General features: G+C 68.9%; 18 protein-coding genes. 6 read left to right on the top strand and 12 right to left on the bottom strand.

The features are described 5' to 3' along the window. Positions 1-63: 63 nt before the first annotated feature. A complete protein-coding gene (locus ACWDV4_RS27960) occupies positions 64-321 on the top strand; it encodes a DUF3040 domain-containing protein (protein WP_449984691.1) in 258 nt (85 codons plus the stop codon). Positions 322-334: 13 nt separating this feature from the next. Here the strand turns inward: ACWDV4_RS27960 and ACWDV4_RS27955 are convergent, their stop codons facing one another. The 7 genes from ACWDV4_RS27955 to ACWDV4_RS27925 all read right to left on the bottom strand — a co-directional run bounded on the left by ACWDV4_RS27955 (position 335) and on the right by ACWDV4_RS27925 (position 13121). Further along, positions 335-1279 (bottom strand): SWIM zinc finger family protein, encoded by a 945-nt coding sequence (locus ACWDV4_RS27955; protein ID WP_449984688.1) that lies wholly within the window; start codon positions 1277-1279, stop codon positions 335-337. Beyond that, a complete protein-coding gene (locus ACWDV4_RS27950; protein WP_449984686.1) occupies positions 1276-4449 on the bottom strand; it encodes an SNF2-related protein in 3174 nt (1057 codons plus the stop codon). The genes ACWDV4_RS27955 and ACWDV4_RS27950 overlap by 4 nt, the downstream gene beginning before the upstream one ends. A 72-nt stretch (positions 4450-4521) precedes the next feature. Then, on the bottom strand, positions 4522-5244 hold the full coding sequence (locus ACWDV4_RS27945) for a DUF4190 domain-containing protein (protein WP_449984683.1): 723 nt from the start codon (positions 5242-5244) through the stop codon (positions 4522-4524). A 142-nt stretch (positions 5245-5386) separates the two neighbouring features. Continuing rightward, positions 5387-7033 (bottom strand): right-handed parallel beta-helix repeat-containing protein, encoded by a 1647-nt coding sequence (locus ACWDV4_RS27940; protein ID WP_449984680.1) that lies wholly within the window; start codon positions 7031-7033, stop codon positions 5387-5389. 55 nt (positions 7034-7088) lie between these two features. Further along, positions 7089-9095: an AAA family ATPase gene (locus ACWDV4_RS27935; protein ID WP_449984678.1), complete on the bottom strand. Its 2007-nt coding sequence runs from the start codon at positions 9093-9095 to the stop codon at positions 7089-7091. Next, complete coding sequence (locus tag ACWDV4_RS27930; RefSeq protein WP_449984675.1) at positions 9092-10552, bottom strand: DUF2201 family putative metallopeptidase; 1461 nt, start codon at positions 10550-10552, stop codon at positions 9092-9094. Before ACWDV4_RS27930 ends, ACWDV4_RS27935 begins: the two co-directional genes overlap by 4 nt. A gap of 10 nt (positions 10553-10562) precedes the next feature. Then, positions 10563-13121, bottom strand: a complete 2559-nt coding sequence (locus ACWDV4_RS27925) for a hypothetical protein (protein WP_449984673.1) — start codon at positions 13119-13121, stop codon at positions 10563-10565. A gap of 116 nt (positions 13122-13237) precedes the next feature. Here ACWDV4_RS27925 and ACWDV4_RS27920 point away from each other — a divergent pair, with 116 nt between their 5' ends. Next, positions 13238-13444, top strand: coding sequence for a hypothetical protein (locus ACWDV4_RS27920; RefSeq protein ID WP_449984671.1), 207 nt, complete (start codon positions 13238-13240; stop codon positions 13442-13444). A 19-nt stretch (positions 13445-13463) separates the two neighbouring features. Here ACWDV4_RS27920 and ACWDV4_RS27915 read toward each other — a convergent pair whose 3' ends face one another. The 3 genes from ACWDV4_RS27915 to ACWDV4_RS27905 all read right to left on the bottom strand — a co-directional run bounded on the left by ACWDV4_RS27915 (position 13464) and on the right by ACWDV4_RS27905 (position 17767). Then, positions 13464-14609, bottom strand: coding sequence for a polysaccharide pyruvyl transferase family protein (locus ACWDV4_RS27915; protein ID WP_449984669.1), 1146 nt, complete (start codon positions 14607-14609; stop codon positions 13464-13466). 138 nt (positions 14610-14747) lie between these two features. Next, positions 14748-17084: an ABC transporter permease gene (locus tag ACWDV4_RS27910; protein WP_449984667.1), complete on the bottom strand. Its 2337-nt coding sequence runs from the start codon at positions 17082-17084 to the stop codon at positions 14748-14750. After that, positions 17081-17767, bottom strand: a complete 687-nt coding sequence (locus ACWDV4_RS27905) for an ABC transporter ATP-binding protein (protein ID WP_449984664.1) — start codon at positions 17765-17767, stop codon at positions 17081-17083. The genes ACWDV4_RS27910 and ACWDV4_RS27905 overlap by 4 nt, the downstream gene beginning before the upstream one ends. 200 nt (positions 17768-17967) lie before the next feature. Between ACWDV4_RS27905 and ACWDV4_RS27900 the strand changes: the two genes are divergently transcribed. From ACWDV4_RS27900 to ACWDV4_RS27885, 4 genes are all read left to right on the top strand, one after another. Continuing rightward, positions 17968-19317 carry a sensor histidine kinase gene (locus tag ACWDV4_RS27900; protein WP_449984662.1) on the top strand — a complete coding sequence of 450 codons (1350 nt, stop codon included), beginning with the start codon at positions 17968-17970 and terminating at the stop codon, positions 19315-19317. After that, positions 19314-20018 (top strand): response regulator, encoded by a 705-nt coding sequence (locus ACWDV4_RS27895; RefSeq protein ID WP_449984660.1) that lies wholly within the window; start codon positions 19314-19316, stop codon positions 20016-20018. Before ACWDV4_RS27900 ends, ACWDV4_RS27895 begins: the two co-directional genes overlap by 4 nt. Before the next feature lie 124 nt (positions 20019-20142). Continuing rightward, a complete protein-coding gene (gene dnaE, locus ACWDV4_RS27890; protein ID WP_449984657.1) occupies positions 20143-23679 on the top strand; it encodes a DNA polymerase III subunit alpha in 3537 nt (1178 codons plus the stop codon). Between the two features lie 97 nt (positions 23680-23776). Then, positions 23777-24205: a ribosomal maturation YjgA family protein gene (locus ACWDV4_RS27885; RefSeq protein ID WP_449984654.1), complete on the top strand. Its 429-nt coding sequence runs from the start codon at positions 23777-23779 to the stop codon at positions 24203-24205. A 43-nt stretch (positions 24206-24248) separates the two neighbouring features. Here ACWDV4_RS27885 and ACWDV4_RS27880 read toward each other — a convergent pair whose 3' ends face one another. Together ACWDV4_RS27880 and ACWDV4_RS27875 are read right to left on the bottom strand one after the other, a co-directional pair. Next, a complete protein-coding gene (locus ACWDV4_RS27880) occupies positions 24249-24905 on the bottom strand; it encodes a CG0192-related protein (protein ID WP_449984651.1) in 657 nt (218 codons plus the stop codon). A 71-nt stretch (positions 24906-24976) separates the two neighbouring features. Beyond that, a partial coding sequence (locus tag ACWDV4_RS27875; RefSeq protein WP_449984648.1) for a DUF421 domain-containing protein occupies positions 24977-25525 on the bottom strand: 549 nt, incomplete at its 5' end.

The following is a 25525-nucleotide window of genomic DNA, read 5'->3' as shown; positions in this document are numbered from 1 at the left end:
GTGAGTCCGGTCCGCAGCGGGTATGCCGCCGAACCGTTGACGCGTGAGGGGAAGGCCACCAGCATGCTCAGCAAAGAGGATCAGCGCCGGTTCGAGCAGATCACCCGTCATCTCCGAGCCACCGACCCGAACTTCTTCGCCCGGCTCGACGACCGGGCTCGTGGTCGACGCGGCCGGATTCTGCTGCTGTTGACCGTTCTGCTCTGGGCGTCCCTACCTGCCCTGATCGTGCTCGGCGGGGGGCTGGCCGGCGCGATCTGCGGAGTGACGCTCCTGGTCAACGGCGGGCTGATGTGGCGGGCCCGCCGCCGCTACCGATAGCCGGGCGTCGGGGTCAGTCCGCCCCGAAACACTCGTACGCCCGGCGTAGCCGCTCGGTCAGCCCCGGCCCACCGATCACCGCGCCGGGTGCCCCGAGTTGGCGCAGCAGCAGATCCGCTCGGGCCGGAAGAGCCGGGGTACGGGCCGGCAGCGGCACCGGCGACAGCCAGAACCGGTCGACCGAGTCCGCGAGTGACACATCGGGCAGCTCCGCCAGAGCCAGCCCGGCACCAACGGTCGGAGCCAGCACGGCTGGGCTAGTTTGCAACGCGGCTGGGCTCCCCGGCGACGCGGTCGCGGTCGCTGTTTTGCCGTCCGCCCCGGCCGCGGTCGACCTCGGCTTGCGTGGCGCGGCAGGGCTCTCGTCGTTGCCGGTCCGCAGTTTTCGTAACCGGGCCAGCAACCCGGCCCGGTCCCGACCCCGCCAGTGCAGGATCCGGAACGGATCCGCGTCGAACGCCTCGGCCAGCAGATAGAACGTGGCGGCCAGGTGCTTGCACGGTACGGCGAAGTCGGGACAGTTGCAGGTCAGGTCGAGATCGTCGATCCCGGCCGGGAACAGCGGCGCCCCCGCCTCGGCGAAGACCTGTTCCAGCTCCGGCGGCAGGTCACCGGCGAGCAGCCGGGCGCTGTAGAACGCCTGGGCGGACAGCAGCTCTTCGATCCGCCGCCACACCGGCTCGGGGAACGGGTGCAGCCCGATCCTCACCCGGTACGGCCTCGGTCGAGACCCCTGCACCCTGGCGGTCACCACGCCCGGCGCGACGTCGATGTCGAGCACCTGCCCCGCCCGTGCGTACGACCGGCCCCGGGTGAGCCGGGTGCCGAGCGCGAACGACTCCAGCACGTCCACGAACCGGCGGGACCACCAGGATTGGCCGATCGCCCCTCGGGTACTGCGGGCCCGTACCCCGCCGGAGACCCGCTGCGGTCGGCCGTACTCGGAATAGTCGGTCACTCCACCACCGCCCCGGCCTCCAACGCGAACAACTGCCGCAACTCGGCGGTGGACAACTCGGTGAGCCACTGCTCCCCGGTGCCGACGATCTTCGCGGCGAGGCCGCGCTTCTCAGTGATCATCGCGGAGATCTTCTCCTCCACCGTGCCGGCACAGACGAACTTGCGTACCTGCACCGCGCGCCGCTGACCGATCCGGAACGCCCGGTCGGTGGCCTGGTCCTCCACCGCCGGGTTCCACCACCGGTCCACGTGCACCACGTGGTTGGCGGCGGTCAACGTCAACCCGCTGCCACCGGCCTTGAGGGACAGTACGAACAGCGGCGCGGCCCCCTGCTGGAAGCGTTCCACCATCGCGTCCCGATCCGCCTTGCCGACCCCGCCGTGCAGGTAGAGCACCTCGCGCCCGTTGAGCACCTGATGGCCGAACCGGGCGGAGAGGTGGGCGCGCAGCATGTTGCCGAACTCGGCGTACTGGGTGAAGATCAGGGCCTTCTCCCCCGCCGCCAGCACCTCGTCGAGGATCTCCTCCAGCCGGGCCAGCTTGCCGGAGCGGCCGGGCAGTGTCGAGCCGTCCCGCAGCAACTGGGCCGGATGGTTGCAGACCTGTTTGAGCTTGGTCATGGTGGCCAGCACCAGTCCCCGCCGCTCGATGCCCTCGCTGGTCTCGATCCGGTGCAGCATGTCGTCCACCACCGCCTGGTAGAGCGACGCCTGCTCGCTGGTGAGGTTGCAGAGCACCTCCATCTCCAGCTTCTCCGGCAGGTCCGAGATGATCGACTTGTCGGTCTTCATCCGGCGCAGCACGAACGGGCCGGTGAACCGACGCAACCGCTGCGCCGCGTCGTCGTCGCCGTGACGTTCGATCGGCTCCGCGTACCGCTTCTTGAACGTCGCCGCCGGCCCGAGCAGCCCCGGGTTGGCGAACTCCATGATCGACCACAGGTCGGCCAGGCGGTTCTCCACCGGCGTACCGGTGACCGCCACCCGGTGCCGGGCAGGCATCGACCGGACCGCGGCGGCCTGCCGGGTCGCAGCATTCTTGATCGCCTGCGCCTCGTCGACCACCACCCGGTGCCAGTCGACCTCGGCGAGCGCGGCGGCGTCCCGGGCCGCGACCGCGTACGTGGTGACGACCAGATCGGCCGCGCGGACCGCCGCCGTGAACTCCTCGCCCCGGGCCCGATCGGCACCGTGATGCACGTGTACGCGCAACTCCGGCGTGAACCGGGCCGCCTCCCGCTGCCAGTTGCCGACCAGCGACATCGGGCAGACCAGCAGGGTCGGGCCGGTTATTTGACCGTCCCCGGCCAGCAAGGCGAGCAACTGCACCGTCTTACCCAGCCCCATGTCGTCGGCGAGGACACCGCCGAGACCGAGCGACTCCAGGAACGTCAGCCAGGCCAGCCCGCGCTGCTGGTACGGCCGCAGCGTGCCCTGGAAGCTGGCCGGCGGATCCACCGGGGCGAGCTGCCGGTCAACCTGGCCGGTGAGCAGATCACCGAGCGCCCCGTCCGCGCTGACCGACAACACCGGCAACGCCTCCGGATCGTCCTGGGCGGTCAGGCCGAGGCGCAGCAGTTCCCCAACCGTCATCTCCCCGGCGGTACGCAGCAGCTTGAGCCCGGCCGCCAGGCGCTTGGCGTCCAGCTCGACCCACTGGCCGCGCAGTCGTACCAGTGGGGTCTTAAGGCTGGCCAGGGCCCGCAGCTCCGACTCCGACAGCGGCTGGTCGCCCAGCGCCAGTTCCCACCGATAGTCCACCAGGGCATTCAGGCCGAGCGCGCTACGCGACGCCACCGTGCCCGGGGCGGTCCGCGACTGCGCCTGTAGTCGGGCACCCAGGCGCGCGTTGGGCCGCTGCCACCACGACGGTAACAACACCCCGAACCCGGCCGCGTGCAGCACGGGTGCGCCATCCCGCAGGAACCGGTGCGCCCCCTCGGTGTCCAGGTCCAGCCCATCCGGTGTGGCGGTACGTAGGGCGGTCTCCAACTCCGGCCAGAGTCGGCTGGCCCGGCCCAACTCGGCGAGCAGCGTCTCCTGCGGTGCGTCGAGGTGTCGGGCCAGCGCCTGGAGCGCGCCGGCCGACTCCCACACCCGGTCCGCCCCGACCACCAGGCTCGGCTCGTCGGCCGACTGCAACGCGAACTCCACCCGCCACCCGTCAGGTGTCGCCAGTTCGCTCCCCTGATCCGCCGCGAACTCGACTTCCGTATCCGGCTCGACTTCCGTATCCGGCTCGACTTCCGTATCCGGCTCGAATTCGACGTCCGGCTCTTCCGTCTCCAGCTCGAACTCGACTTCTTCCGGAATCGGTTCGATCAGCCGGAAACAGGCCCGAACCGGGCTGCCCGCCGCATCACGCTGCCAGGCGTGTAGTTCCTCGACGAGAGTGGCCACCGCACCGGCCGGGGCGGTGAAGCTGCGTTGCCGGCCGGTCAGCGCACGCAGCCAGGCCCGTACGGCGGCATCCGTGCCGCTGGACCGGCGGGCGTCGACCAGACGTACGCCGTCGAGGGTGGCTCGGGCCGCGGCATCGGTGAGGGTGTCCAGCACATCGGCGACCAGCGCCCCGGCCGACAGCTCCGGCGCGGCGGCCCGAACGGCCGGCGGCAGCGCCATGGCCAGGGCACGGGCCCAGGCGGCGTCAGCCCCAGTCAGCAGTGGCCGCCAGATCGCCCGGGGTTTCCCGGCCGGACCGTCCACCGCCACGCCGGGCAGGGTCCGCCCCCGGTGCACCAGGTCGACCGCGAACTCAGCCAGCTCGACGAGTTGGTGCAGGCCTGCCCCGCAGACCGGACCGGCGATGCCGAGCACCCGCAGGATGGGCAGCGCGTCGTCGGCGTCGTACTCGATGGTGGGCACCCGCCAGCCGGCCAGCGTGACCGGCCCGCGAGCCGGACCGGACGGCTCGGCCCGGACCAGCTCCGGCGAGTCGGCGGGGGTTCCGCCGCGGGTGGGCAAACTGAGTACGACGCTGCCGGTCGTCGCCTTCACGGCCGCGTCACCGAGCAGGCCGGCCAGTGCCTCGTGGTCGGCCGCGAACGGATGCGGACGTTCCCGGGGTGGCCGGCCGGGCCGTCGCGGTGTCCGGGCCGGCAGCGCGGAGTCCTCACCCCAGAGCGCGAGCCGCCCAGCACCTCGCCACACCCCATGCACCACTCGCAAGGAAGGGCCCCTTCTTATCGCTTTTTGTAGAGGAAGGGTCCCTTTCTAACACCCGTGCGGCAGGTTCCCTCGTCAACCCCTGATCGAGCCGGTCCGTTTTCCGCTCGGGTCGGTGGCGATGCAGACGATGTCGCGATTTCCCCGTATCCAGCCCCGCTCCATAGGAACGAGGTAGAAGACATCCAGCAGGTTGGGGTCGACGGCCGTGGCGTAGCGGGTGAGCAGGACATAGCAGCTCTGTTCCGCCTGCCGGGCGACCTCGCGTTCACCCGGCCAGTCCGCCTCGGGCAGCGGGACCACGGCGTAGACCTCGCCCTCATGCGGCTCGGCACAGGGTACGGCCGGGAAGTCGCTAACCATGTAGTCGTTCTCGTTCAGGTCATTGACGCAGTCGCCTGGCCGAAGTTGCTCGGTGCTCACCGTTCCACCATTGGTGACCTGACCATCGGCGTCCCGATCGACATCGGTCCCGGGGATGGCCGCCGCGAACAGCGCGAAGAGCAGCACCCAGGATGCCGAGACGGCCAGCCCAGCGATCGCCAGTCCCTTGCCCCGGTACGGCCGGCGGCGGATCTGCACCAGCGCAACGATGCCGAAGACGACGCTAAGCACCAATCCGCCGATGATACCGAGTATCAGGGAGGCCACCGCGAATCCGTTGACCCCCAGATCGGGCAGGTCCGCCCGATCTTGGTACGGCTGCGACGAGGACTCGTCGCCGGTCGGTGCCGACGGGTACTGCGGCAGCGCCGAGAAGGGGGATTCCGATGGTTGGCTGGTCGGTGGTCGATGCACGGCCGGACGATATGTGAATCACGACTAGTGATCATCAACCGTATGGCTTTTGATCATTACCTGGGTGTCCAACTCGGTCGCTGAGAAAAATGCCCGCTGGCTCGGTCCGAGGAGGTGAAGCCGAAGATCGCGAAACGTGGACCTATCGGTCGTCGAGGCCGTGGTTTCGGTCCCAGCGACCATCGGATGGCGCGGTGTCGAACCGGGTCGCCGAACTGGCATTACCCCGCAGATCGTTGCCCTCGACCGTGCCCGATACGCAGCTACCGCTCCGCCTGATCCACAACCCGTACGTCTGGGTCTTGTCCTCCTGGTTGTCCCAGATCCGGTTACCCCGGATCGTCATTTCCTGGGTGGCCGCCGCCAGCATGATGCCGGCCCGTTCGGTTGGCGCGTCCGGCAGGCGATAGGCCGTGCCCGGCGCTGGCGGTGCACCACTCCACGCCGTGGTCGCCCCCGGTCGGACCGGGGCGAGGGCGAGTTCGGTGGCCGTATTGCCGGTGACGATCGCGGTCCGTTCGTCAACGGCCGAGGTTCCACCCCAGTCGCCCACCGTCAGCGTCTTGCCCCGGTGGCTGTCCGGTCGCCAGTTCGCGCTCTGGTCCACCAGCGTCATCCGGGTGTAGCTGACCGGGTCACCTGCGCCGGAGGCAGCAGGGGCGGATCGGAAACCGTTGTTGTATATCCGGTTACCGGTCACGGTGGCGTCGACGAGGGCGGCGTCGACATGCACCCCGTCCAGCCCGTTGCCCCAGATCTCGTTGCCGTCCAGGACGATCCCGCTGCCCGGCACACCGTCACCGGCCAGGTCGTGCTCACGGTAGCCGTACCGGCCGTTGCTGCTGACCCGGTTGCCCCGCACGGTGTACGGGCCGGGGGTGTTGCCGATGCTGACGCCATCGCGCACGTTTCCGTCGATGACGCAGCCGGTCACGATGCCACCTCGGCCGGCGACCCCGGCCGTGCCGTGCGCCGAGACGTCGTACCCGGCTTCGAGGTTGCCGGTGATGGTGCAGGCGGAGACGATCAGTCCATCCGTGCCCCAGTCGGAGATCCCGTACGTGTTGCCCTCGGCATGGCAGCCGACGATCCGGATACCGCCCGGCGGCGTCCAATAGTCCTTCTGGAGTTCCAGGAAGATCCCATTGGTGCCGTTGCCGATCGCGGTGCAGGCGGTGATGGTGAGTCGTTCGATGGGGCCCCAACCGCCCACCCCGATGCCGATGCCGGCCCCGCCCATCTGGTTTCCGTTGTCCATCCGGCCACAGCGCACCACCAGCACGCCCTCGACCACGGTGTCCTGGAGGAAGTCGCAGCCGAGACCGGTCGCCGCGGTGTCGTGGATGTAGAGGTCCCGGAACCGGCCCCGCAGCACGTACTGGAGCCCGAGCCCCTTGGCGAGCACATCGTAGGCGGGCAGCGTCACGCCCGAGCCGTCGATCTCGAAGCCGGCGAAGGTGCAGTCGGCGATGTGGTTGTCCCGCCCGGCACCGTGCTGGACCGTGGTGAAGAAGGCCAGCGGGGTCGGGTTGGTGGGCGCACCCGGGTTCGACAGGACGAACCGGGTCACCCCGGAACCGGCCCCGGTCAAGGAGACTCCGCTGCGCCAGACCGTGCCCGCGTCCCGGATCGAATAGACCCCCGCCGGGCAGTGGATGACGCGCGGGCGACCGTCGGCGGCGTAGGCCGCGCCGAGCCGGTCGACCAACGCCGCCAGCGCCGGCTGGTCGTTGGTCGACCCGTCGCCGGCGAGGCCATGTTCGCGGGCGTCACAGACCAGGTCGTCCACCGCTGCGCGGTTCCCCGATTTGACCGGGAAAAACCCCCACCCCGGAGGTACGGGGTCAGTCCCGGGGTAGCTCGGCCATCCGGGCCAGGGCGGCGACCCAGAACTTCTGCTTCTCGGGTGTCTGCCCGACCAGGTAGGTGGCGCGCAGCTTCGGTGGCAGGTGCCGCAGCAGCCGGGCCACCACGTCCAGGTGCCGCTTCAGCTGGGACACCTCGGCGTTGGAAAACACCTGGTGTACGGCGTCGGTGTCGTCCGTACCTTCGGTGGAGGTCTCGGAGGCGACGGCGAGTCGCGCCACCCAGCCGTCCACGTCCCGGGTGATCTCCCGCAGCCCGACGACCCGTTGCTCGGTGAGCCGCGCCTCCAGCTTGGTCAACGGCACCGGGGCGTACTCGCCGTCACCGAGGTAGATCAGCCCGGACTGCAACGGCTGGCCGGCCCGGTGCAGTTTGATCAGCCGTTCCAGGGTGCGTTTGGTGATCCAGTCCCGCCCCTCGTCATCGATGTCGGCCTTCCACCACTCCAGCATCGTCTCGGCGATCTCGCCGTACGTGGCGATCAGCCACTCGTTGGCTGGAATGTCCTCGGGGCGTACCTCGTAGCTCACCGTGAACCGGCTCGCCTGGGCCACGTTGTTGCGGGATACCAGCAGCTTGCGCCCGAGGTGGTAGGGTGGGTTCTGCAACGCCACCTGAGCCCGCAGGTTGGGAATCGGCCGCCCGGCCAGCGACCACTCCTGGGTGACCTCCATCAGCTTGGCGAAGGTGGCCTTGTCCTTGGGACGGTTGTACTCGTCCCAGACCAGCACTTTCGGCTCCGGGCCGAGCAGGGCCCGGGTGAGCAGCGTGTCCAGGGTGCCGTCCGGGGTGGGTATCGGCACACACAGGTCCTCGACGTTGGTGACCGGTAGGGAGAAGTAGACCGGCGCGTGGCCGGTCTCCTCCCGGGCCACCTGCTTGGTGATCTCGGTCTTGCCGCAGCCGGGCGGGCCCTGGAGCAGCACCGCCCAGCGTTCCCGGATGGCCGTGCGCAGGATGCGCCGGACCGGGTCGGGGACGGTGTCCGGGTTGGCGCAGCCAATCGCGGCGGCGATCCGGTCCAGCGCCTCGTCGGTGCGGTCCCGCTCCTTGCGGCTCTTCTTGCGGTCGCCGTCGTCTTTGCCCGGGTCGCCGGGCTCGACCAGGCGCAGCCGATGCCCGTTGACCAGCGGCAGGCCCCAGGCCAGCGGAAGCCCGGCCCGGGCACAGTCCAGCACGTGTTGCAGCGTGCGGGGCGACAGCAACTGCCGCAGTTCCGGGACGAGGGCGGCCCAGATCCGGTACACCTCGGTCAGGTCCCAGTCGGGGTAGCGCTCGGCGAGCTTGAACCGCCAGCCGGTGTCGTTGGCGGTGAGTCGTACGGTGACCATCCGGTCCAGCACCGCCAGGTCACTGCGCCGGGCGCTGGTCTCGACCAACGACTCGTTGTCGGTGAGGAAGACCCCGACGCAGCCGAGTTTGCGCAGGTCGTGTTCGCCGAGTGTCCAGTCGCAGGCGACCTGCATCAGCTGCGACTGGATGGTGTCGCCGGCCTGCAACGAGTCGTCGATCAGCAACACGAACGGCTGGCCGGGGGCGAGCTGTCGCATGATCAGCTGGGTGAGCGCCAACTCACCGGTACGGGGATCCCGGACCGGCGCGTTCACCAACAGGTCGTCCGGGGTCAGGTTGGCTGCCGGCACCAGGATCACCCGGGTGTCCGGATACCGCTCGGGGATGTACGACAGGAACGTAGAGGTCTTGCCGATGCCGTGCTCGCCGAAGACCTGACCGGTCTGCCCCATCGCGATCATCGCGTCGATGAACTGCTCCAGGCGTACCCCGGTCTCTGCCCCCGATGGTCGCTTCGGATATGTCGCGTTCGACCGCCAGGGCCGACGCGCGCCCTTCTTCGCCGAGTCCGCCGAGTCGTCGAGCGGGTTCTGCTGAACCGGTGCCGCGATGCTCACGCTGTCGCCGTTCTCCTTGTGCTCGTTGTGTGCGTTGTGTGCGTTGTGCGCGTTGTCCTGATCGGGCCAGGTCACCGGTCGCCGGTGGTCACGCGATGGCAGGCCATCGGCGGATTGTGGTGTTCCGGCCAGTCGTCGCCGCCGTCGGTGATCAGCCAGATCCACCGGTCCGGCTGGGTCGGGGAGACACGTGGGGCATAGCCGTCGGTGACCATGATGACCGCATCGGGCTGCGCCTCGAACGGCTCACCGTTGATGGTCAGCCGCCCCTCGGCGTAGTCGACCACGTTCTGAAAGTTGGTCCCGCCGCCGCCGTACACCCGTTCGCCGGGCACGAACGGCATCACCACCCCGTCGAAGCTGAGCCAGTGGCTCTCCACCCCATCGGTCTGCCCCACCAGGCTGGTGATCCAGTCGACCACCTCGCTCGACATCGAACCGGAGGTGTCCAGGGCAATCAGCACCACCTTGGTACGTTCCCGACCGCGCCGCGACAGCATCGGATCATGGCCGAGGGCGAGCAGCACCGCGCCCTGCTTCTTCGGATAGACCAGCCGCTCCCCCTCGCGGAGCTTGGACGCCAGGGTGTCGGCCAGCCAACGTTTCCACCACTCGACCCGTCGGGTCCGTGGCGTCTCGCCCCGCAGCGCGGCGGCCCCGAGGGTGCCCCACATCCGGGTCAGCCGGTCACTGCCGCCCTCGGACCGGTCGAGGAGGTTCAGCACCTCGTCGCGGGCGACCCGGTTGCCCCGTAAGGCGGCCCGAATCGCCTCGGCCAGCACCTCACCGATGATCCGGCCCACCGTCTCACCATCGGCGGGCAGTTCACCACCGTCTCCTCCGACATGGTCGGCGTGGATGCAGAGACCCATCGGCAACACCAGCGGGATGTGCATCCGCTTCAACTCGCGGTAGACCACCAGGTCGGTGTCGACGAACTCCTCGTACGACAGCGGCTTGCGGCCCTGACCGCGTAGGTCTGCGGCGTACCGTCGGTGGATCTCGCGTGGGTCCACCCCGACCGGCTCGCGGACCGTGCCCCCGGTGCCGTCCGCTACCGCGCGGGTCGGCAGGCCACTGGTCGCCAGCCGGACCATCGCAACATGGTTGATGCTCACCTCGGCGGCCAGGTGGAACACCGGGTCGGCCCGCAGCTCCGGCTCGGCATAGAGGTGGCGGTGCATCAGGTGCCGGGCCTCGTGGAACAGCACGAACCGCACCCCGGCCAGTCCGATGTCCACAAAGAACTGCGGGTTGTAGAGCAGCAGACAGCCGCCGTCCCCGGTGGCCACCACCGCCGCCGTCTCCACCGCCGTGGTCGGGATGTGATGGTGGCACTTGGCGTAGAGCCACGAGGTCACCACGCTGTCCCGGACCCCGAAGTCCAGCAGCGCCGTCTCCTTCAACCGCTGCGCCTCGGCCAACACCGCCGGGTCGGCCGGCTGGCAGGCCAACAGGGCCCGCCGATCGGTGAGGTCGACGGATGGCCGCCGCTGCTCGGCCATCGTCGTACCGGTCGCTATCTCCGCCATGCCCTCGCCCTCACCCGGCGGCCAAGGCGGCGGTGCTGAGCAGCTCCGGCACCGTACCGGCGAAGTCCGGCAACATGGCCAGCGCGAGCAGCCAGGCGTCCGGCCGACCGGCCAGATGCTTGTCGACCAGGGCCGCCAATTCGGTACGGAACGCGTCGTCGACCAGGTCGATCGCCAACACCTGCCGCGCCGAATGCCCAAACCGGAGTACGTCCACCGGGGCGAGGTTCCGGCACCCGATGGCGTGCGACACCCAGGGGGCGACCGGCTGCTTCGCGAGCACCTCGGCGGGCGGCTTCCCGCTGGCCAGTGCCTTGTGTGCCCGCTGCTCGGCCGGGGTCCGGTCAGGCGGTATGTCGTGCGCGTTGGCGCGTAGTGACGCGTCGCGCAGCAACTCCGGGCAGTCGGGCAGTGCCCGCAGGGAGTGCAGGATGTAGGGGTCGAAGGGTTTTTCCCGATGTGCCTGGGCCAGGAAGTCCCAGTCCCAGTGAAATCCCTCGGCCAGCAGGGCCTGGGGCGCGCTACCCCCACGCATCCGTCGCACCGCGTGCTTCGGTGACTCCGTCTCGGATGCGGCAGTCCGTAAGCGTTCCAGTGCCTCGTCGGCCTCCGGCGCGTCGACCAGTTCGGTGACGAGTTTGCGCACCCCCACCTGGATGCTGTTCGGCAGCCGCTCCAAGATTCGCTTCGGGTGTCCGTCCAGCTCCCACCAGTCGATGATCAGCCGCAGCATCCGGTTCTGCGATGGCAGGTATCTGTGCAGGCACTTCTGCACGATCTCGGGATCGTCGTGGTATCGCAACGGAACCAGGTACTTCGTACCCAGATCCTCGGTGAGGATCTTCTGCGCATCCAGGTGCACGGGTACGGGTTCGGTCCGGCCCGAGGCGAACGGAATCCCGTTGATCAACTGGTGGCGCTGCCGAACTGTCGCCTGCGCCTGGAACAGCAGCCCGAGATTGGTGGCCGGATCGGCGAGCGAGGCCAACGCCTCGACCGCCTCGGCGGGAAGTTCCGGCCGGCGGGCCAGCGGCACGCTGACCCGAGGGTCACCATCGGCCAGCACCCGGGTCAGCCACTCCTCGCGCCACTGTCCCAGCGCCAGCAGGTCGTACCGGGTCCGCTCGTCGAGGTGCGGCAGCAGGCGCCACTGGGTGTCGGTGGCGGCGGCGTCGAGCAGGGTCACGAACGCGGCCCGGTTGACCTGCAACGATGGCGGCTCGAAGAACATCTCCAGGGGGGCGGCGTCCGGCCAGTCCGCGGCCGGATCGGTGTCGGGCTGACTTCCCTGACGGGCCGGCTTGGCCATCGACGCGGCCACCTCGTCGAGCAACCGGGTAACCGTGCCGTTGAACCTCGGCAGTCGGGTACGCAACAGCCGCCACGCCTCGACGTCGTCGCCGAGCCGGGTCGCCACCAACTCCTTGAGCCCCGTCCGGAAGGCGTCCCACTCGGCCTGTTTCCGCTCGTCGGAGTAGCGGCCCCGCTGCCCGTGCGCCACCTGGAGCACGGTGCGCGCCGGTTGGCACTCGGTCAGCAGATCGGTGCCGGCCAGTCCCGAGCCGAGTCGTTCGACGATCAACCTGGTCAGGGTCGTCGCGGACAGCAGGGTCCGCAGCAGCGGGGACGGCGGCGTCGACGGGATCGGGTGACTCGCCCCGAGCAGCACATCCAGCCCTCGGGGCAGGGCGGCACACCAGTGTGCGGCCAGGTTCGCCGGGCAGTCGGGGTGCGTCACCAGCAACTCCAGGCAGTCGGACGAGAACGGCCGGACCGTGTGTGCCGCCCGCAGAATCTCCCAGTCCCACTGGTTGCGTCGCCTTACCTTCTGTTCCGCCTGTTTCCTGGTGTCGCGGTTCGACAACTTGCTGGGGAGTTGGTGCAGCTCCTCGGCCAGGTCGCTGGTGTCCTGGACCTTTTCCGGCGTCGCGGTGACCAGGCTGCGCAACCGGGTCGCCCCTTCGTCGGTCGTGACGGTCTGCCGGGCCAACTCGATCGCATCAGGGTGCAGGGCGAGCGTCTCCAACCAGCTCAACGCCGCCCCGAGCACGCCGCAGTCGCGCAGTGCGAGGATGGCGCGCAGCTGATCGGCCCGGCTCAGTTCGGCGTGACAGGTCCGCAGCACATGCTCGATCAGATCTGGAAACCGGCATACCACGGCGGGACGCAACTGTTCGATGTCGGCTGACTTGAGTAGGTGCGTGACCAGGCCGGACCACTCGGTCCATCCGGGGGTCCCCGGGTCTGCCGCCGCCAGGATATTGCGACGCTGCGCGAGGTCGCTGTGGTCGTACCAGAGCCAGGCGACCACGGGCCGGTCGGCGGCGGACCATCGGTCCCAGTGCTCGCGGTGGGCACTCTTCCGGTCGGGGTTGTCGTACAGCTCCTGCAACAGGTCCGGCTCGCCGGTACGCAGCACCGCCTCGACCAGGTCGCCGGGCAACTCCTGGCCCCCGCGCAACACGCGTCCCAGCGGCTGCCCCACCCGGGCGATGAGCGTCTGGCAGTCGTCGACACCAGCGGAAGCCAGCAGTCTCCCGACGGCCGGAACCACGCCGCCCAAGTCCATTGCTTCTCCCCACGAGCCGGAATTTGGACAGCGCCTTTCTTACCAGGGCCGGGCGACACTTGGCGGTGCGGCGCGATCACCTGCGCTGCCGCCCGACGCACGGGCAGGATGGGGTGATGGCACCCAACGTGGAGATTCCCCTGGTCGGCGGGGCGGCCGATGGCGAGACGGTCACCGTCGAACTGGACCCGAACGGCCGGCCGCCCCTGACCCACCACCACGTCGGCGCCGGTGGACTTACCGACACCGAGATCTACGAACTGGAGACGATGGACGGCGACGACCCGCCCTGGCAGTACGAGTTCCGGGGCTCGGCGGTCTGAATCGACCTGCCTGCCGGGGTCAACTGGCTCCCGGCGTACCGCCGACGGTGAGGTTCCGCAGCAGCGGGTCGATGATCTGGCCGGTGTTCGCCGCCCGCTCGCGTAGCGACGCCACCCGACGACGGATGTCCGCGATCCGGGTCTCCCGCTCATCCCAGAGCCGGTCGACCTCCGCCAGCAGCGGGCCCTCGACCTCCCGCTCCACCCCGCGTAGCGCCGGCATCCCGATCTGCTGGGCGAAGTCGAAGACCTTCCCCGCGTACGGCAGCGGCAGAAACGGGATGCCGGATAGTGCCGCGAAGATCAGGAAGTGCAGTCGCATTCCGACCACCATGTCGAAGTGCGGCATGAGCCCGAGCAGTTGGCGAGGGCGGTAGGCACCGTGCAGGATGCGCCCCCGTTCTGCCGCAGTCATGTGCGACAACACGCCGTGCGCGTGCCGGATGTCGTCGCGTTCCATCGGGACGAACAGCACACTGGCGTCGAGCCGGTTCACCAAAAAGTCCCCAACCTGGGCGAGCAGTCGGTGATACCCACCGACGTCGAGGTGCTCGGCGGCCCGCCCCGGCTCGCGAACGCTGATGCCGACCAGGCGACTCCCCGGCGGAACGCCCTCCTCCCGCAGCAGAGACACACCGAACTCCTCCGGCTCCAACAGCAACGCCGGGTCGGCGGTGACCGTCACCGGCCGGGTCACCCCAGCCTCCTCCAGCACGAGCTTGGACTCCTCGTCCCGTACGGTCACCTCCACCGCTGCGGTTAGGGCGGCCTGAACCATTGAGCAGTCCAGCGCCTCGGTCAGCGGCCCGACCCCCACCGCGTACGTCAGCACCGGCAGCCCGCGCTCCTGGGCGGCCAGGACCAGCCGAAGGTATCGACGGGCCTCACTGTCGTAGAGGATCCCACCGCCGCCGAGGATCAGCAGGTCCAGCCGTGCCAGCGTCTCCGCCGAGTCGGTACGGCTCACCCCATCCCACGGCGCGACCCGTACGCCTGGATGCGCCACCCGGGTGTGCTCCGGGTTACGGGAGAAGACCAGCAGTTGGGCGTCGGGTCGACGGGCCCGCAGATCGGCCAGAAGCCCGGTCAGAATCGCCTCGTCGCCGAGGTTGCGCCCCCCGTACGACCCGATCACCCCGATGGTCGGCCCAGCGGCGCCCGCCATGTCACCCTCCCGGGTAAAGGTCGGGTCTACCCGCTGGGCGCGCCATCACGCCTGCTGGCCCGGCCGAATGTCAGCCGACAGTTCCGGACCACGTCGCAGCCGCATTGTCATTCGGCGCCCAGCGCCGGGGTCTCCTCGTCATTCGGCTCGGAGCGCCGTGGTGGTGCGGATCCGGGCCGCCCAGGTGGCGGGTGGTAACGCGCCGGCGAGTGCGATGACCAGCCCGCCCAGTCCGAGTAGTGCCACGACCAGTGCCGGGTACACGTCGAGCGCGACCTGCGGCAGGCGGAGGCCGGCGGCGTCACCCATCGCGGGTACGACCATGCGGTGCACGATCATGCCGGCCGTTACTCCGATGGCCCCGCCGATCAGGCCGTTGAGGGCGACCGACGACAGGACACTCGTGATCGTCTGCCGGGGTGTCATGCCGATCGCCTTGTGGATACCGATGTCGCGGACACGTTCCCGGGTGTCGAGCAGGACCGTGTTGAGTACGCCGAGGCCGGCAACGGTGACCAGCATCAGGGTGAGGATCGCGGTGAGACCGTTGAGTACGGCAATCATGTCGCCGCCCCCGCCGCGCTGGGCTTCCGTGGTCGCGCCCAGTGGCTGGAGCGCGCGTTCGAGCGCGTCGGCGTAGGCGGTGGTGTCGGTCCCTTGGGTGAGCGAGATCTTGATGCTGGCGACCGGCACCGGCGTGGTGAGGTTGATGGCGTCGGTAAACACGCTCATGCCGTCGTTGGTGGTCTCGAAGACTTCGCCGACGATGCGTAGGGTGACACGCTGGTTTCCGACGTTCAAGGTCACCGAGTCGCCGATCTTTCGGCCGGTGGTGGTCAGGAAACCGGTGGACGCGATGGCTTCGCCGGGTGCGTCGAACCACTCACCTTCGATCATGGCGTATCCGCCCCAGCTGGCGTCGCCGGTGAAGGCGTTGAGGTTGGTGGTGCCACTGATCCCGGCAACGGTCGCCGAGGTGGAAGCAATGCTGTAGTGCTCCTTCGTGCCCGGTTGCGCGTGGATCGCGGCGGTGATCGCCGAGGTGTCGGCGGGCAGGTCCGGCGGGGGGCCGTCGGGTCGGCCGTCCGGTCCAACGGCAGGTGGGAGAGCGGCCACCGTAACCTCGGCGATGTTGTGCTGGCGGGCGACCAGGATCTCGTTGAGTGAGGTGCCCAGCCCGACGGCGAAGGTGACGGCGGTGGCGCCGAACACGACGGCGGCGATCATGGCGAGGGTGCGTACCGGTCGGGTGAAAGGTCGCGTCACACCGAGCGTGATCGGCCGGGACAGCGGTAGTCGCGCGGCCAGTCGGGCGATCGTCTGTCCGCGTCCGGCCTGCGGGGTGCGGCCGACGGCGAGGGCGTCGATGGTACGTAGCCGGCCAGCTCGCCACGACGCGGCCCAGGCGGTCGCGGCTACCAGTCCGAGGACGCCGGCAGCGACGACGGCGTCGATCCACAGCGGAACTCCCAGGCTCGCCAAGCCGTACGCGGTGCTCGTCTCGGCCAGGATGGGGACGGCGAGCAGATGCCCGGCGAGTACGCCGAGGGCGGTGCCGACGGCGGCGGCGATCAGCGCTTGGCCGAGGTAGGTGCGTACGACCTGGGCGGGGGTGAAACCGACGGCTTTGAGTACGCCGATGCGGCGGATACCTGCGCTGACCGCTGCGGCGACGACATTGCCGACGATCAGCACCGACATGACCAGGCCGAGAATGCCGAACGCCATGAGGAACGGAACATAGAGTGCGGTATCCCGTTCGGCGGCGTGCCTGACGTCGAGCCAGGACTGCGATCCGGCCATTGCCGTGGTGGGCAGGCCAGCGGAGACCGCCGCCCGGGCGACGTCGATCGCGGCGGTCGTGTCGGGGGCGGCGAGCCGGTAGAGCATCTGGTAGCCGTCTGGCCTGCCCGACCTGGTGAGGGCACCGGCTTGCGTACTGCTGACCCAGCCGTCGGCGCTCCGACTGGCCGACCGGGCGGTGCCGACCACGGTGAGGGTGGGGCTGCCCGGCAGGTCGGGCAGGGCCAGTTTCATGCCCAGCGGATCGGGCCAGCCCATGTCGGACAGTACGATCTCGCCGGGTGCGTCCGCCCATTCGCCGGTGACGAGGGTGAGCTGGTCGACGGCCGCGTTCGGGGTGTCCCGACCCACCAGGTTCAGCGGCAGACTCCCGATGATGTCGATCTGCGCGGTGACCGTGACCACCGGGTAGGGCCCGGCCGTCGCGGTGACCCCGGCCGGGTCGGCGGCGGTCAGTTGGTCGGAGGTAACCAGCGCCGGGTCGAAGGTGGCGCTCAGATGCGCGCCGTTCTGTGCGGCGAACGCGGTGTCGAACGGTGCGCTCGACACCACCAGCAGGGCACCGCCGAGGACCGACGCGGTCACCGCCATCAAGGTGGCGAGCCCGATCACGATGGTTTGTACGCGGCGTTTGCGGACGCCGGTGCGCAGGACGAGCCCGACCGCGCTCATCGGGCGACCGCCAGGTCGGCGACGATACGTCCGTCGACCAGCTCCACCGTTCGGGATGTGCACGACTCGGCCAGGGCGAGGTCGTGGGTGACCACGACGAGGGTCTGCCCGTCGGCATTGAGTTCGCGTAGCAAACTGGCGACGTCCTCCCCGGAGGCGCGATCGAGGGCTCCGGTCGGCTCGTCGGCCAGTAACAGCGGCGGCCGGTTCATCAACGCTCGGGCAACGGCGACGCGCTGGCGCTGTCCGCCGGACAACCGTCCGGGATAGGCGCGGGCGTGTCGTGCGATGCCCAGGGCCTCCAGGAGTTCGGCGGCGCGCCGGTGGGCCGCCTGGCGCGGCATTCCCGCCAACTGGGCGGGCAGCACCACGTTGTCGGCGACGGTCAGGTCGTCGAGGAGGTTGAAGAACTGGAAGACCATTCCAATCGATTTGCGGCGATGTTTCGCCATGCCCGCCTCGCCGAGTTGGTCGATCCGGGTTCCGTTGACCGTGACGGTTCCCGAGTCAGGTCGGTCGAGTCCGGCGATCAGGTTCAGCAGGGTGGACTTGCCGCTGCCGGACGGACCGAGGATCGCCACCGCCTCACCGGGGCGCACGGTCAGCGACGCCTGCGACAACGCGGGCGGACCTTGGTCGTACGCGCGGGTCACGTCGCACAGCTCGATCACCGAGTTCGTCATGAGGCTCCGTTCATGATCGCTTTCTGACGTCATGACGCTAGGTCGACCACGGTGACCGGCGCGTCGGTCAGGCGAGGCATCTCTGCTGCCTCTCCCGGACGAGGCGATGACAGCTCATCCTTTTGGCGTAGCCGCACGATGTAGCCCACCCCGACGCGAGAGCGATGCTGCCCCGCTGGGGTGTCGAGCAGAATGATCACGTGACGGATGTCTTGGCAGTGGTCGATCGTTGGAGGTGGACGCGGGCACTACGGCGCGTCTCGGGACCCCTGCCGCGTCCATCGCTACACAACTGGATCTTCGATGTCCTTCTCGCGGGATTCGTCACGGTCACCGTCGTCTACTACGCCCTCACCGGCAACATCGACGGATCCCGTCCCGACACGCTCCCCACCCCGCTCACTCCATCGCCGCCAGCGCCGGCCGGCATGCCTCCTGACCCGCCACTGCCGGTGCCGGGGGACCCGCCCGACCTCGGTTACCTGCTCTTCGCGGTTGCGCTGGTTCTTTCCGCCTCGATACCGCTGGCGTGGCGCCGCCGCTATCCCCTCGGTGTGCTGTGGGTGGTGATCATTGCGGCGGCGCTGACCCCGGAAGCCGCGCCCCGGCTGACGTTCTACGCCTGTGTCATCGCCGCGTACAGCGCCGCCGCGTACAGCCCTTATCGGATCGCCACACTGGTCAGCATGCCGGTCATGGTCCTGGCCGCCGGGTCGCTCACCGGGGCCGAGTTGCCGACCGTGCCCAACCAGTACGTGCCGCTGTTCATCCTGGTGCCCCTCACCGTGGCCGCCAACGGGCTGCGTACCTGGCGACAACGTACCGATGCTGGCCGCGCGCAGGTCGAAGCCCTCGAACGTGAGCAGGCCGAAGCCGTCCGCCGGGCCACCGAACTCGAACGCGAGCAGGCCGAGGCCGTCCGGCGGGCCACCGAACTCGAACGTGCCCGCATCGCCCGCGAACTGCACGACGTCGTCACGCACAACGTCAGCATGATGGTCATCCAGGCCGGTGCCGCCCGAAAGATCATGGACAGAAATCCCGAACGGGCCCGCGAAGCGTTGCTGGCCGTCGAGTCCGGCGGCCGGGCCGCGATGACCGAACTGCGGCACGTCATGGGCCTACTCACCATGGACGGCGAGGACGCCGGTCTGGCCCCGCAACCGGGCCTCGACCAGGTCGACAAACTCGTCGCTCGAGTACGCGACGCCGGTGTCACGGTGCGGCTGACCGTGCATGGTCAGGTGCGGCCGGTGCCGTCCGGCGTCGATCTGACCGCCTACCGTGTCGTCCAGGAGGCGCTGACCAACACCGTCAAACATGCCGCCGGCAGCGACGCGACTGTCGCCATCACCTACACCCCCGACGAGTTGGGAATCGAAGTGATCGACACCGGGGGTCCGCCGACGGCGTCGGCCGCCACCGGCAACGGCCGGGGCCTCATCGGCCTACGCGAGCGGCTCGCCCTGTACGGCGGGCACCTCGACATCACCCGCCACCCCGCCGACGGCTACCGTGTCCAGGCCCGCATCCCCTTGGAGACGATATGACCGACTCGCTGCGCGTCGTCATCGCCGACGACCAGGCGTTGGTCCGTACCGGCTTCCGGCTGATCCTCGCCGAGGAGGGCATCGACGTGGTCGCCGAGGCGGCCAACGGAACCGAAGCGGTCGACGCGGTACGCCGTACCCGGCCGGATGTCGTCCTCATGGACATTCGCATGCCGGAGATGGACGGGCTGGAAGCCACCCGCCGCATCCTCGCCGACGACACCCAGCACACCACGCGAATCATCATGCTCACCACGTTCGACCTGGACCGCTACGTCTACGCCGCCCTGACCGCCGGTGCCAGCGGGTTCCTACTCAAGGACGTCACGCCGGAACAGCTCACCGCGACCGTACGGCTCGTGCGCATCGGCGACGCTCTCCTCGCCCCAGCCATCACCCGGCGGCTCGTCGAACGCTTCGTCGACCGCACACCGGAAACCAACACCACGTACGGCGGATTGAACAATCTGACACCACGGGAACTCGACGTCCTGCGGCATCTGGCCCAGGGGCTCAGCAACGCCGAACTCGCCGCCACGTTGCACCTGTCCGAGGCGACGATCAAGACCCATGTCGCCCGGATCCTGGCCAAACTCGGGCTGCGCGACCGGGTCCAAGCAGTCGTCGCCGCCTACCGCAGCGGCCTGGTCAGTCCGGGAACCCACCACGCTCCACCGCGACCGGAGGTTGACCGGCCCTAGCCCCTCGGGACCGCCGCCATCGGACGTGTTTCACACCCCGGCGAGTCTCTGCCGGCCGATCTTATGGCCCCGATAGGCTCGTCTGGAGAACTGTTCGATCTTGGGGGCGAGGGGGAGTCGGGGCGTGCCTGACCAGGTCGTACACCTACACACGCACACTGAGTACTCAATGCTGGACGGGGCGGCGCAGCACAAGCCGCTCTTCGCCGAAGCGGCCCGGCTGGGGCAGACCGCCCTGGCCATGACCGACCACGGCAACATGTTCGGGGCGTACAGCTTCTACAGCGCCGCCAAGGACGCCGGGGTCAAGCCGATCCTCGGGATCGAGGCGTACCTCGCCCCGGGCGACCGGACATTCAAGAAAGCGGTCTTCTGGGGTACGCCGGAGCAGCGGCGCGACGACCTGGCCGGTGGTGGCGCCTACACCCACATGACCATGTGGGCCGCCAACGCGACCGGGCTGCGGAACCTGTTCAAGCTCTCCACCGACGCGAGCCTCACCGGTTACTACCGCAAGCCCCGGATGGACCGCGACCTGATCGCGAGCCACGCCGAGGGCGTGATCGCCACCACGGGTTGCCCGTCGGGCGAGGTGCAGACCCGGCTGCGGCTCGGCCAGTTCGACGAGGCCCTGAAGGCTGCCAGCACATACCAGGACATTTTCGGGAAGGAAAACTTCTTCCTGGAGGTCATGGACCACGGCCTCGAGATCGAGCGCCGGATCCGGGAAGACCTGCTCGAAATCGGCCGACGGCTCAACATCCCCCCGGTCGCCACCAACGACTCGCACTACGTCACCCGGGACGAGGCGCGCCGGCACGAGGTGCTGCTCTGCGTCCAGTCCGGGTCGACCATGAACGACCCCAACCGGTTCAAGTTCGACGGCGACACCTACTACCTTCAGGCCGCCGAAGAAATGCGGACCACCTGGGACAGCGTGCTGCCGGGTGCCTGCGACAACACCCTGCTCATCGCCGAGCGGGTCGAGTCGTACGCCGAGGTGTTCGACCTCGTCGACCGGATGCCGGTCTTCGACGTGCCGGAGGGGCACACCCAGGAGAGCTGGCTGCGCCACGAGACCGATGCCGGCATGCGGCGCCGGTTCCCGGAAGGCATCCCCGACGGCTACCCGGAGCGGCTGAAATACGAGCTGGAAGTCATCACCACCAAGGGCTTCCCGGCGTACTTCCTGGTCGTCGGTGACCTGGTCCGACACGCTCGGGAGATCGGCATCCGGGTCGGTCCCGGCCGAGGGTCGGCCGCCGGCAGCCTGGTCGCGTACGTCCTGGGCATCACCAACATCGACCCGATCCGGCACGGGCTGCTGTTCGAGCGGTTCCTCAACCCCGAGCGCGCCTCGATGCCCGACATCGACATCGACTTCGACGACCGGCGGCGCGGGGAAATGGTCCGCTACGCCACCGAGAAGTACGGCGACGACCGGGTGGCCCAGGTCATCACGTACGGGACGATCAAGGCGAAGGCCGCGATCAAGGACGCGACCCGGGTGCTCGGCTACCCGTACGCGTTGGGTGATCGAATCACCAAGGCCATGCCCCCGGCGGTCCTCGGTTCCGACATCCCGCTCAAGGGCATCGTCGACCCGGGCCACCCCCGCTACAAGGAAGCCACCGAGATCCGGAAGCTGATCGAGGAGGAATCCGAGATCGGCACGGTCTTCGAGACCGCCCGAGGTCTGGAGGGGCTGATCCGGCAGGCCGGGGTGCACGCCTGCGCGGTCATCCTGTCCAGCTCACCACTGGTGGAGAGCGTTCCGCTCTGGGCCCGCGACGACGGGTCGATCATCACCGGTTGGGACTATCCGTCGTGCGAGGCCGTCGGCCTGCTGAAGATGGACTTCCTCGGGCTGCGGAACCTGACCGTCATGGGCGACGCGATCGACAACGTACGCATCAACCGTGGCCTGGACATCGACCTCGACCGGCTCTCCACCGACGATCCGGTGACCTACGAACTGCTGGCCCGAGGCGCCACCCTTGGCGTGTTCCAGCTCGACGGTGGGCCGATGCGGGAACTACTGCGCCGAATGCGGCCCACCACGTTCGAGGACATCATCGCCGTCGGCGCGCTCTACCGACCCGGTCCGATGGGTGTCAACGCGCACAACGACTACGCGGACCGCAAGAACGGCCGGCAGGAGATCAAGTCGATCCACCCGGAGCTGGAGGAGCCGCTACGGGACATCCTCTCCGAGACCTACGGCCTGATCGTCTACCAAGAGCAGATCATGTTCATCGCCCAGAAGGTCGCCGGCTACACGATGGGCCGCGCAGACGTACTCCGGAAGGCGATGGGCAAGAAGAAGCCCGAGGTGCTGGCCAAGGAGTTCGAGGGCTTCCAGGCCGGTATGCGGGCCCAGGGTTTCTCCGACGAGGCGGTCCAAGCGCTGTGGGACACCATCCTGCCGTTCGCCGGGTACGCGTTCAACAAGTCGCACGCCGCCGCGTACGCCCTGGTGTCGTACTGGACGGCGTACCTGAAGGCCAACTACCCGGCCGAGTACATGGCCGCCCTGTTGACCTCCGTCGGTGACAACAAGGACAAGTCGGCGGTCTACCTGGCCGAATGTCGGGCCATGGGCATCAAGGTGCTCTCGCCGGACGTCAACGAGTCGCACCTGCGGTTCGCCGCCGTTGGCGAAGACATCCGGTTCGGTCTGGGCGGGGTCCGCAACGTCGGCGCGAACGTGGTCGAATCGATCGTCGCCAGCCGAAAGACGAAGGGGCGCTACGAGTCGTTCGCCGACTTCCTCAGCAAGAGCGAACTCACCGTCTGCAACAAACGGGTGGTCGAATCGCTGATCAAGGCGGGGGCGTTCGACTCGCTCAAGCACACCCGCCGTGGGCTGCTCGAACGGCACAGCGACGCGATCGACGCGGTCGTACCGATCAAGCGCAAGGAGACCGAGGGCCAGTTCGACCTATTCGGCGACGGCTTCGACACCGACCAGTCGGACGGCATGGTGGGGCTGGACTTCACCATCAGCGACCAGGAATGGCCGCGCCGCGAGCTGCTCGCCCTCGAACGGGAAATGCTTGGCCTGTACGTCTCCAGCCATCCGCTGGCCGGTGCGGAACGGGTGCTGGCGAAGAACAGCGAAACCTCGACGGCGGCGGTCGCCGACAGCGAGCAACTCTCCGACGGGGCAACGGTGCAGATCGCTGGCCTGCTCACCGGCGTCCAGCGGCGGATGACCAAGGCCGGCAAGGTCTGGGCGGTTGCCACCCTGGAGGACCTGGCCGGTTCGGTGGAGGTCCTCTTCTTCCCCGCCACCTACGAACTGCTGGCCGATTCGATCGTCGAGGACGCGGTGGTCGCGGTCAAAGGCCGGATCAACCAGCGGGAGGACACCCGTAACGTCGCCGCGACCGACATGGCGGTCCTGGAGATCAGCGAACAGGACCTGGCGGCGAACCCGCCGGTGGTGCTCACCATGCAGACCGAGAAGGTCAGCACCGCGTTGGCCGCAGAGCTGCGCAGCATCGTCGAACGCCACGAGGGATCCGCTCCGCTGCACGTACGGCTGCGCAGCCGGGGCGGGAAGGTGACCATGCTGTCCCTGGGCGGACACAGTGTCAGCCCGGACATCAGCTTCCGGTCCGAGATCAAGGGGCTGCTCGGCGCGGGCGCGTTGGAGTAGTCGGCATTGCCCCCGCCGCGTCGCCGGCTGATGCAGGCAGGATCGCCGGGTCACTTGCGAATTCGGCGGGGGCATGGGCACCGATTAGCATCGCGGAATGTCGATCACGCCGCGATGGGTCCGGCTCCTCATGCTCGCCGCAGCAGCCTTCTTTCTGGCCGTCGCCCTCGCCATTCGTGCCCTGACCAGCGGCACCCTGGAGAGCGACGGCCCACTGGCACAGCACTCCGGCACCGCCCTGTACGCGTCGATGGTCTACGCGGGGGTGCTGTTCCTGTGGCCCCGCATGTCGCCGCTACCGGCCGGTGCGATCGCCATCGGCTTCTGCTGGTTGGTCGAGTTCTCCCAGCTGACCGGCATCCCGGCCGCACTCTCGGAACGCAGCCTGCTGGCCCGGCTCGTGTTGGGTGTGCAGTTCGACCTGACCGACATCCTCTGGTATCCCGTCGGTGTCGTACCGCTGGTGGTGTTGGACCGACTCCTGCTCAGCCGTACGCCGATAAAGGTGACGGCTGAGCAGGGCTGAGGACGCAGCGGGGCTGGGCCGGACGCAGCGTGGCTGGGCTTGGCTACCCGGATCGGCGCGGCGAGGCGTACACCAGGGGCAACGGAGCGGACTGCCCCGGCCAGGTGCCGGTCAGCGTGACCGCGTCAGCTGCTCCGACCCCGGTGTCGGTGTCGGTGTCGAGGCGGCGATATACGGCCAACTCGACGGATTCCGTCCCGATCCGCGTCGGGTCGCCGGCCACCGCCCAGCGGAGTGGACCGACGGCGAGACGATCGGCCTGCAGCGTACCGTCGACGGCGATCGTCATGCTCGGCTCGCGGTGTTCGCGCCGGCCGTCGACCTCGAAGAACTCCTCTGCCTGACCGGTGCCCGCGAGGATGGCGTCCACCAGCGCCGCGACGTAGACCGGGTCGCCGGATGCGTCGTACACCCAGCGGGGGCCGAGCGCCGAATGCTCCATGGTGCCGATCAGCCAGGCGTCGCCCCCCTCCAGCGGCGCACCACGGTAGGTCATCGGGACCTGGTAGATCGGACCGTCGCCCGCCTGGACGAGCATCGTCTCGATCCCCACCTCACCCGCCGGATCGTCGAACCGGTACGCCGCCACCCGGTCCAGTTCTGCGATGGCCGACCCCTGGTACCAGTCCTGACCGGGCAACCACGCCGCCAGCAGTTCGAGTTTCGAGGGGCGCAATTCCGCCCGGTGCAGCAACGCCATGAATGGATCATAGAGATCCCTCGGCTCGTCCCCTACTACTAGCTCTGTCGTACCTGCCGCTCGGCGGCGGCTTAGATCACGGATCGATCGTCAGGATTGTTGCGGGGCTCTCCACCGCTGTGGGTGATCACGCTGAACCGGCCGTCGGACTCCATCCGGACCTCCTTGACCGTGGCCAGGTCGTCAATGCCCTGCTCCCGGAGCTGCGTGTACAACTCCTCCTGGGTGATCAGCTCCCGGCGCATGTTGCGGCGCAACAGTTGCCCGTCGCGTACCAGCACCAGGGACCCGGGACGGATCAACCGGGCCGCCGCAGGCCAGTGGTACGCAAGAAAATCCAGCAGATACGCCCAACCAATGATCACTACGACCAGGAGGACCCCGTCAGCGATGGAGGTGTAGTCGTTGGCCATGCCGTTCTGGGCAGCGTCAGCGATCAACACGATGACCAGCAGGTCGGTGACGCCGGTCGTGCCGCTCTCCCGCTTCAGCAGTACCCGTAGCAGGAAGAAGATCGTCAGGTACTTGACATCTCCCTGCCCTAAAGGGCGGGGATTCCGGCGGTCGCCCGCCGGGTTTCCTGCTTCACGGCCTGCTGCCCCGAACGGAGGTTCCCCCGT

It is taken from the genome of Micromonospora sp. NPDC003197 (assembly GCF_053590565.1).
Note: the sequence above shows the minus strand (reverse complement) of the source record. Positions and strands in the feature narration are given on the sequence as shown.

Bases quoted from the DNA above. Each gene is read 5' to 3' on its own strand.
- ACWDV4_RS27910 (WP_449984667.1), bottom strand. From the start codon at position 17,084: ATGAGCGCGGTCGGGCTCGTCCTGCGCACCGGCGTCCGCAAACGCCGC.
- ACWDV4_RS27915 (WP_449984669.1), bottom strand. From the start codon at position 14,609: ATGGCGGGCGCCGCTGGGCCGACCATCGGGGTGATCGGGTCGTACGGG.
- ACWDV4_RS27930 (WP_449984675.1), bottom strand. From the start codon at position 10,552: ATGGCGGAGATAGCGACCGGTACGACGATGGCCGAGCAGCGGCGGCCA.
- ACWDV4_RS27960 (WP_449984691.1), top strand. From the start codon at position 64: ATGCTCAGCAAAGAGGATCAGCGCCGGTTCGAGCAGATCACCCGTCAT.
- ACWDV4_RS27880 (WP_449984651.1), bottom strand. From the start codon at position 24,905: ATGGCGTTGCTGCACCGGGCGGAATTGCGCCCCTCGAAACTCGAACTG.
- ACWDV4_RS27920 (WP_449984671.1), top strand. From the start codon at position 13,238: ATGGCACCCAACGTGGAGATTCCCCTGGTCGGCGGGGCGGCCGATGGC.
- ACWDV4_RS27925 (WP_449984673.1), bottom strand. From the start codon at position 13,121: ATGGACTTGGGCGGCGTGGTTCCGGCCGTCGGGAGACTGCTGGCTTCC.
- ACWDV4_RS27895 (WP_449984660.1), top strand. From the start codon at position 19,314: ATGACCGACTCGCTGCGCGTCGTCATCGCCGACGACCAGGCGTTGGTC.
- ACWDV4_RS27905 (WP_449984664.1), bottom strand. From the start codon at position 17,767: ATGACGAACTCGGTGATCGAGCTGTGCGACGTGACCCGCGCGTACGAC.
- ACWDV4_RS27885 (WP_449984654.1), top strand. From the start codon at position 23,777: ATGTCGATCACGCCGCGATGGGTCCGGCTCCTCATGCTCGCCGCAGCA.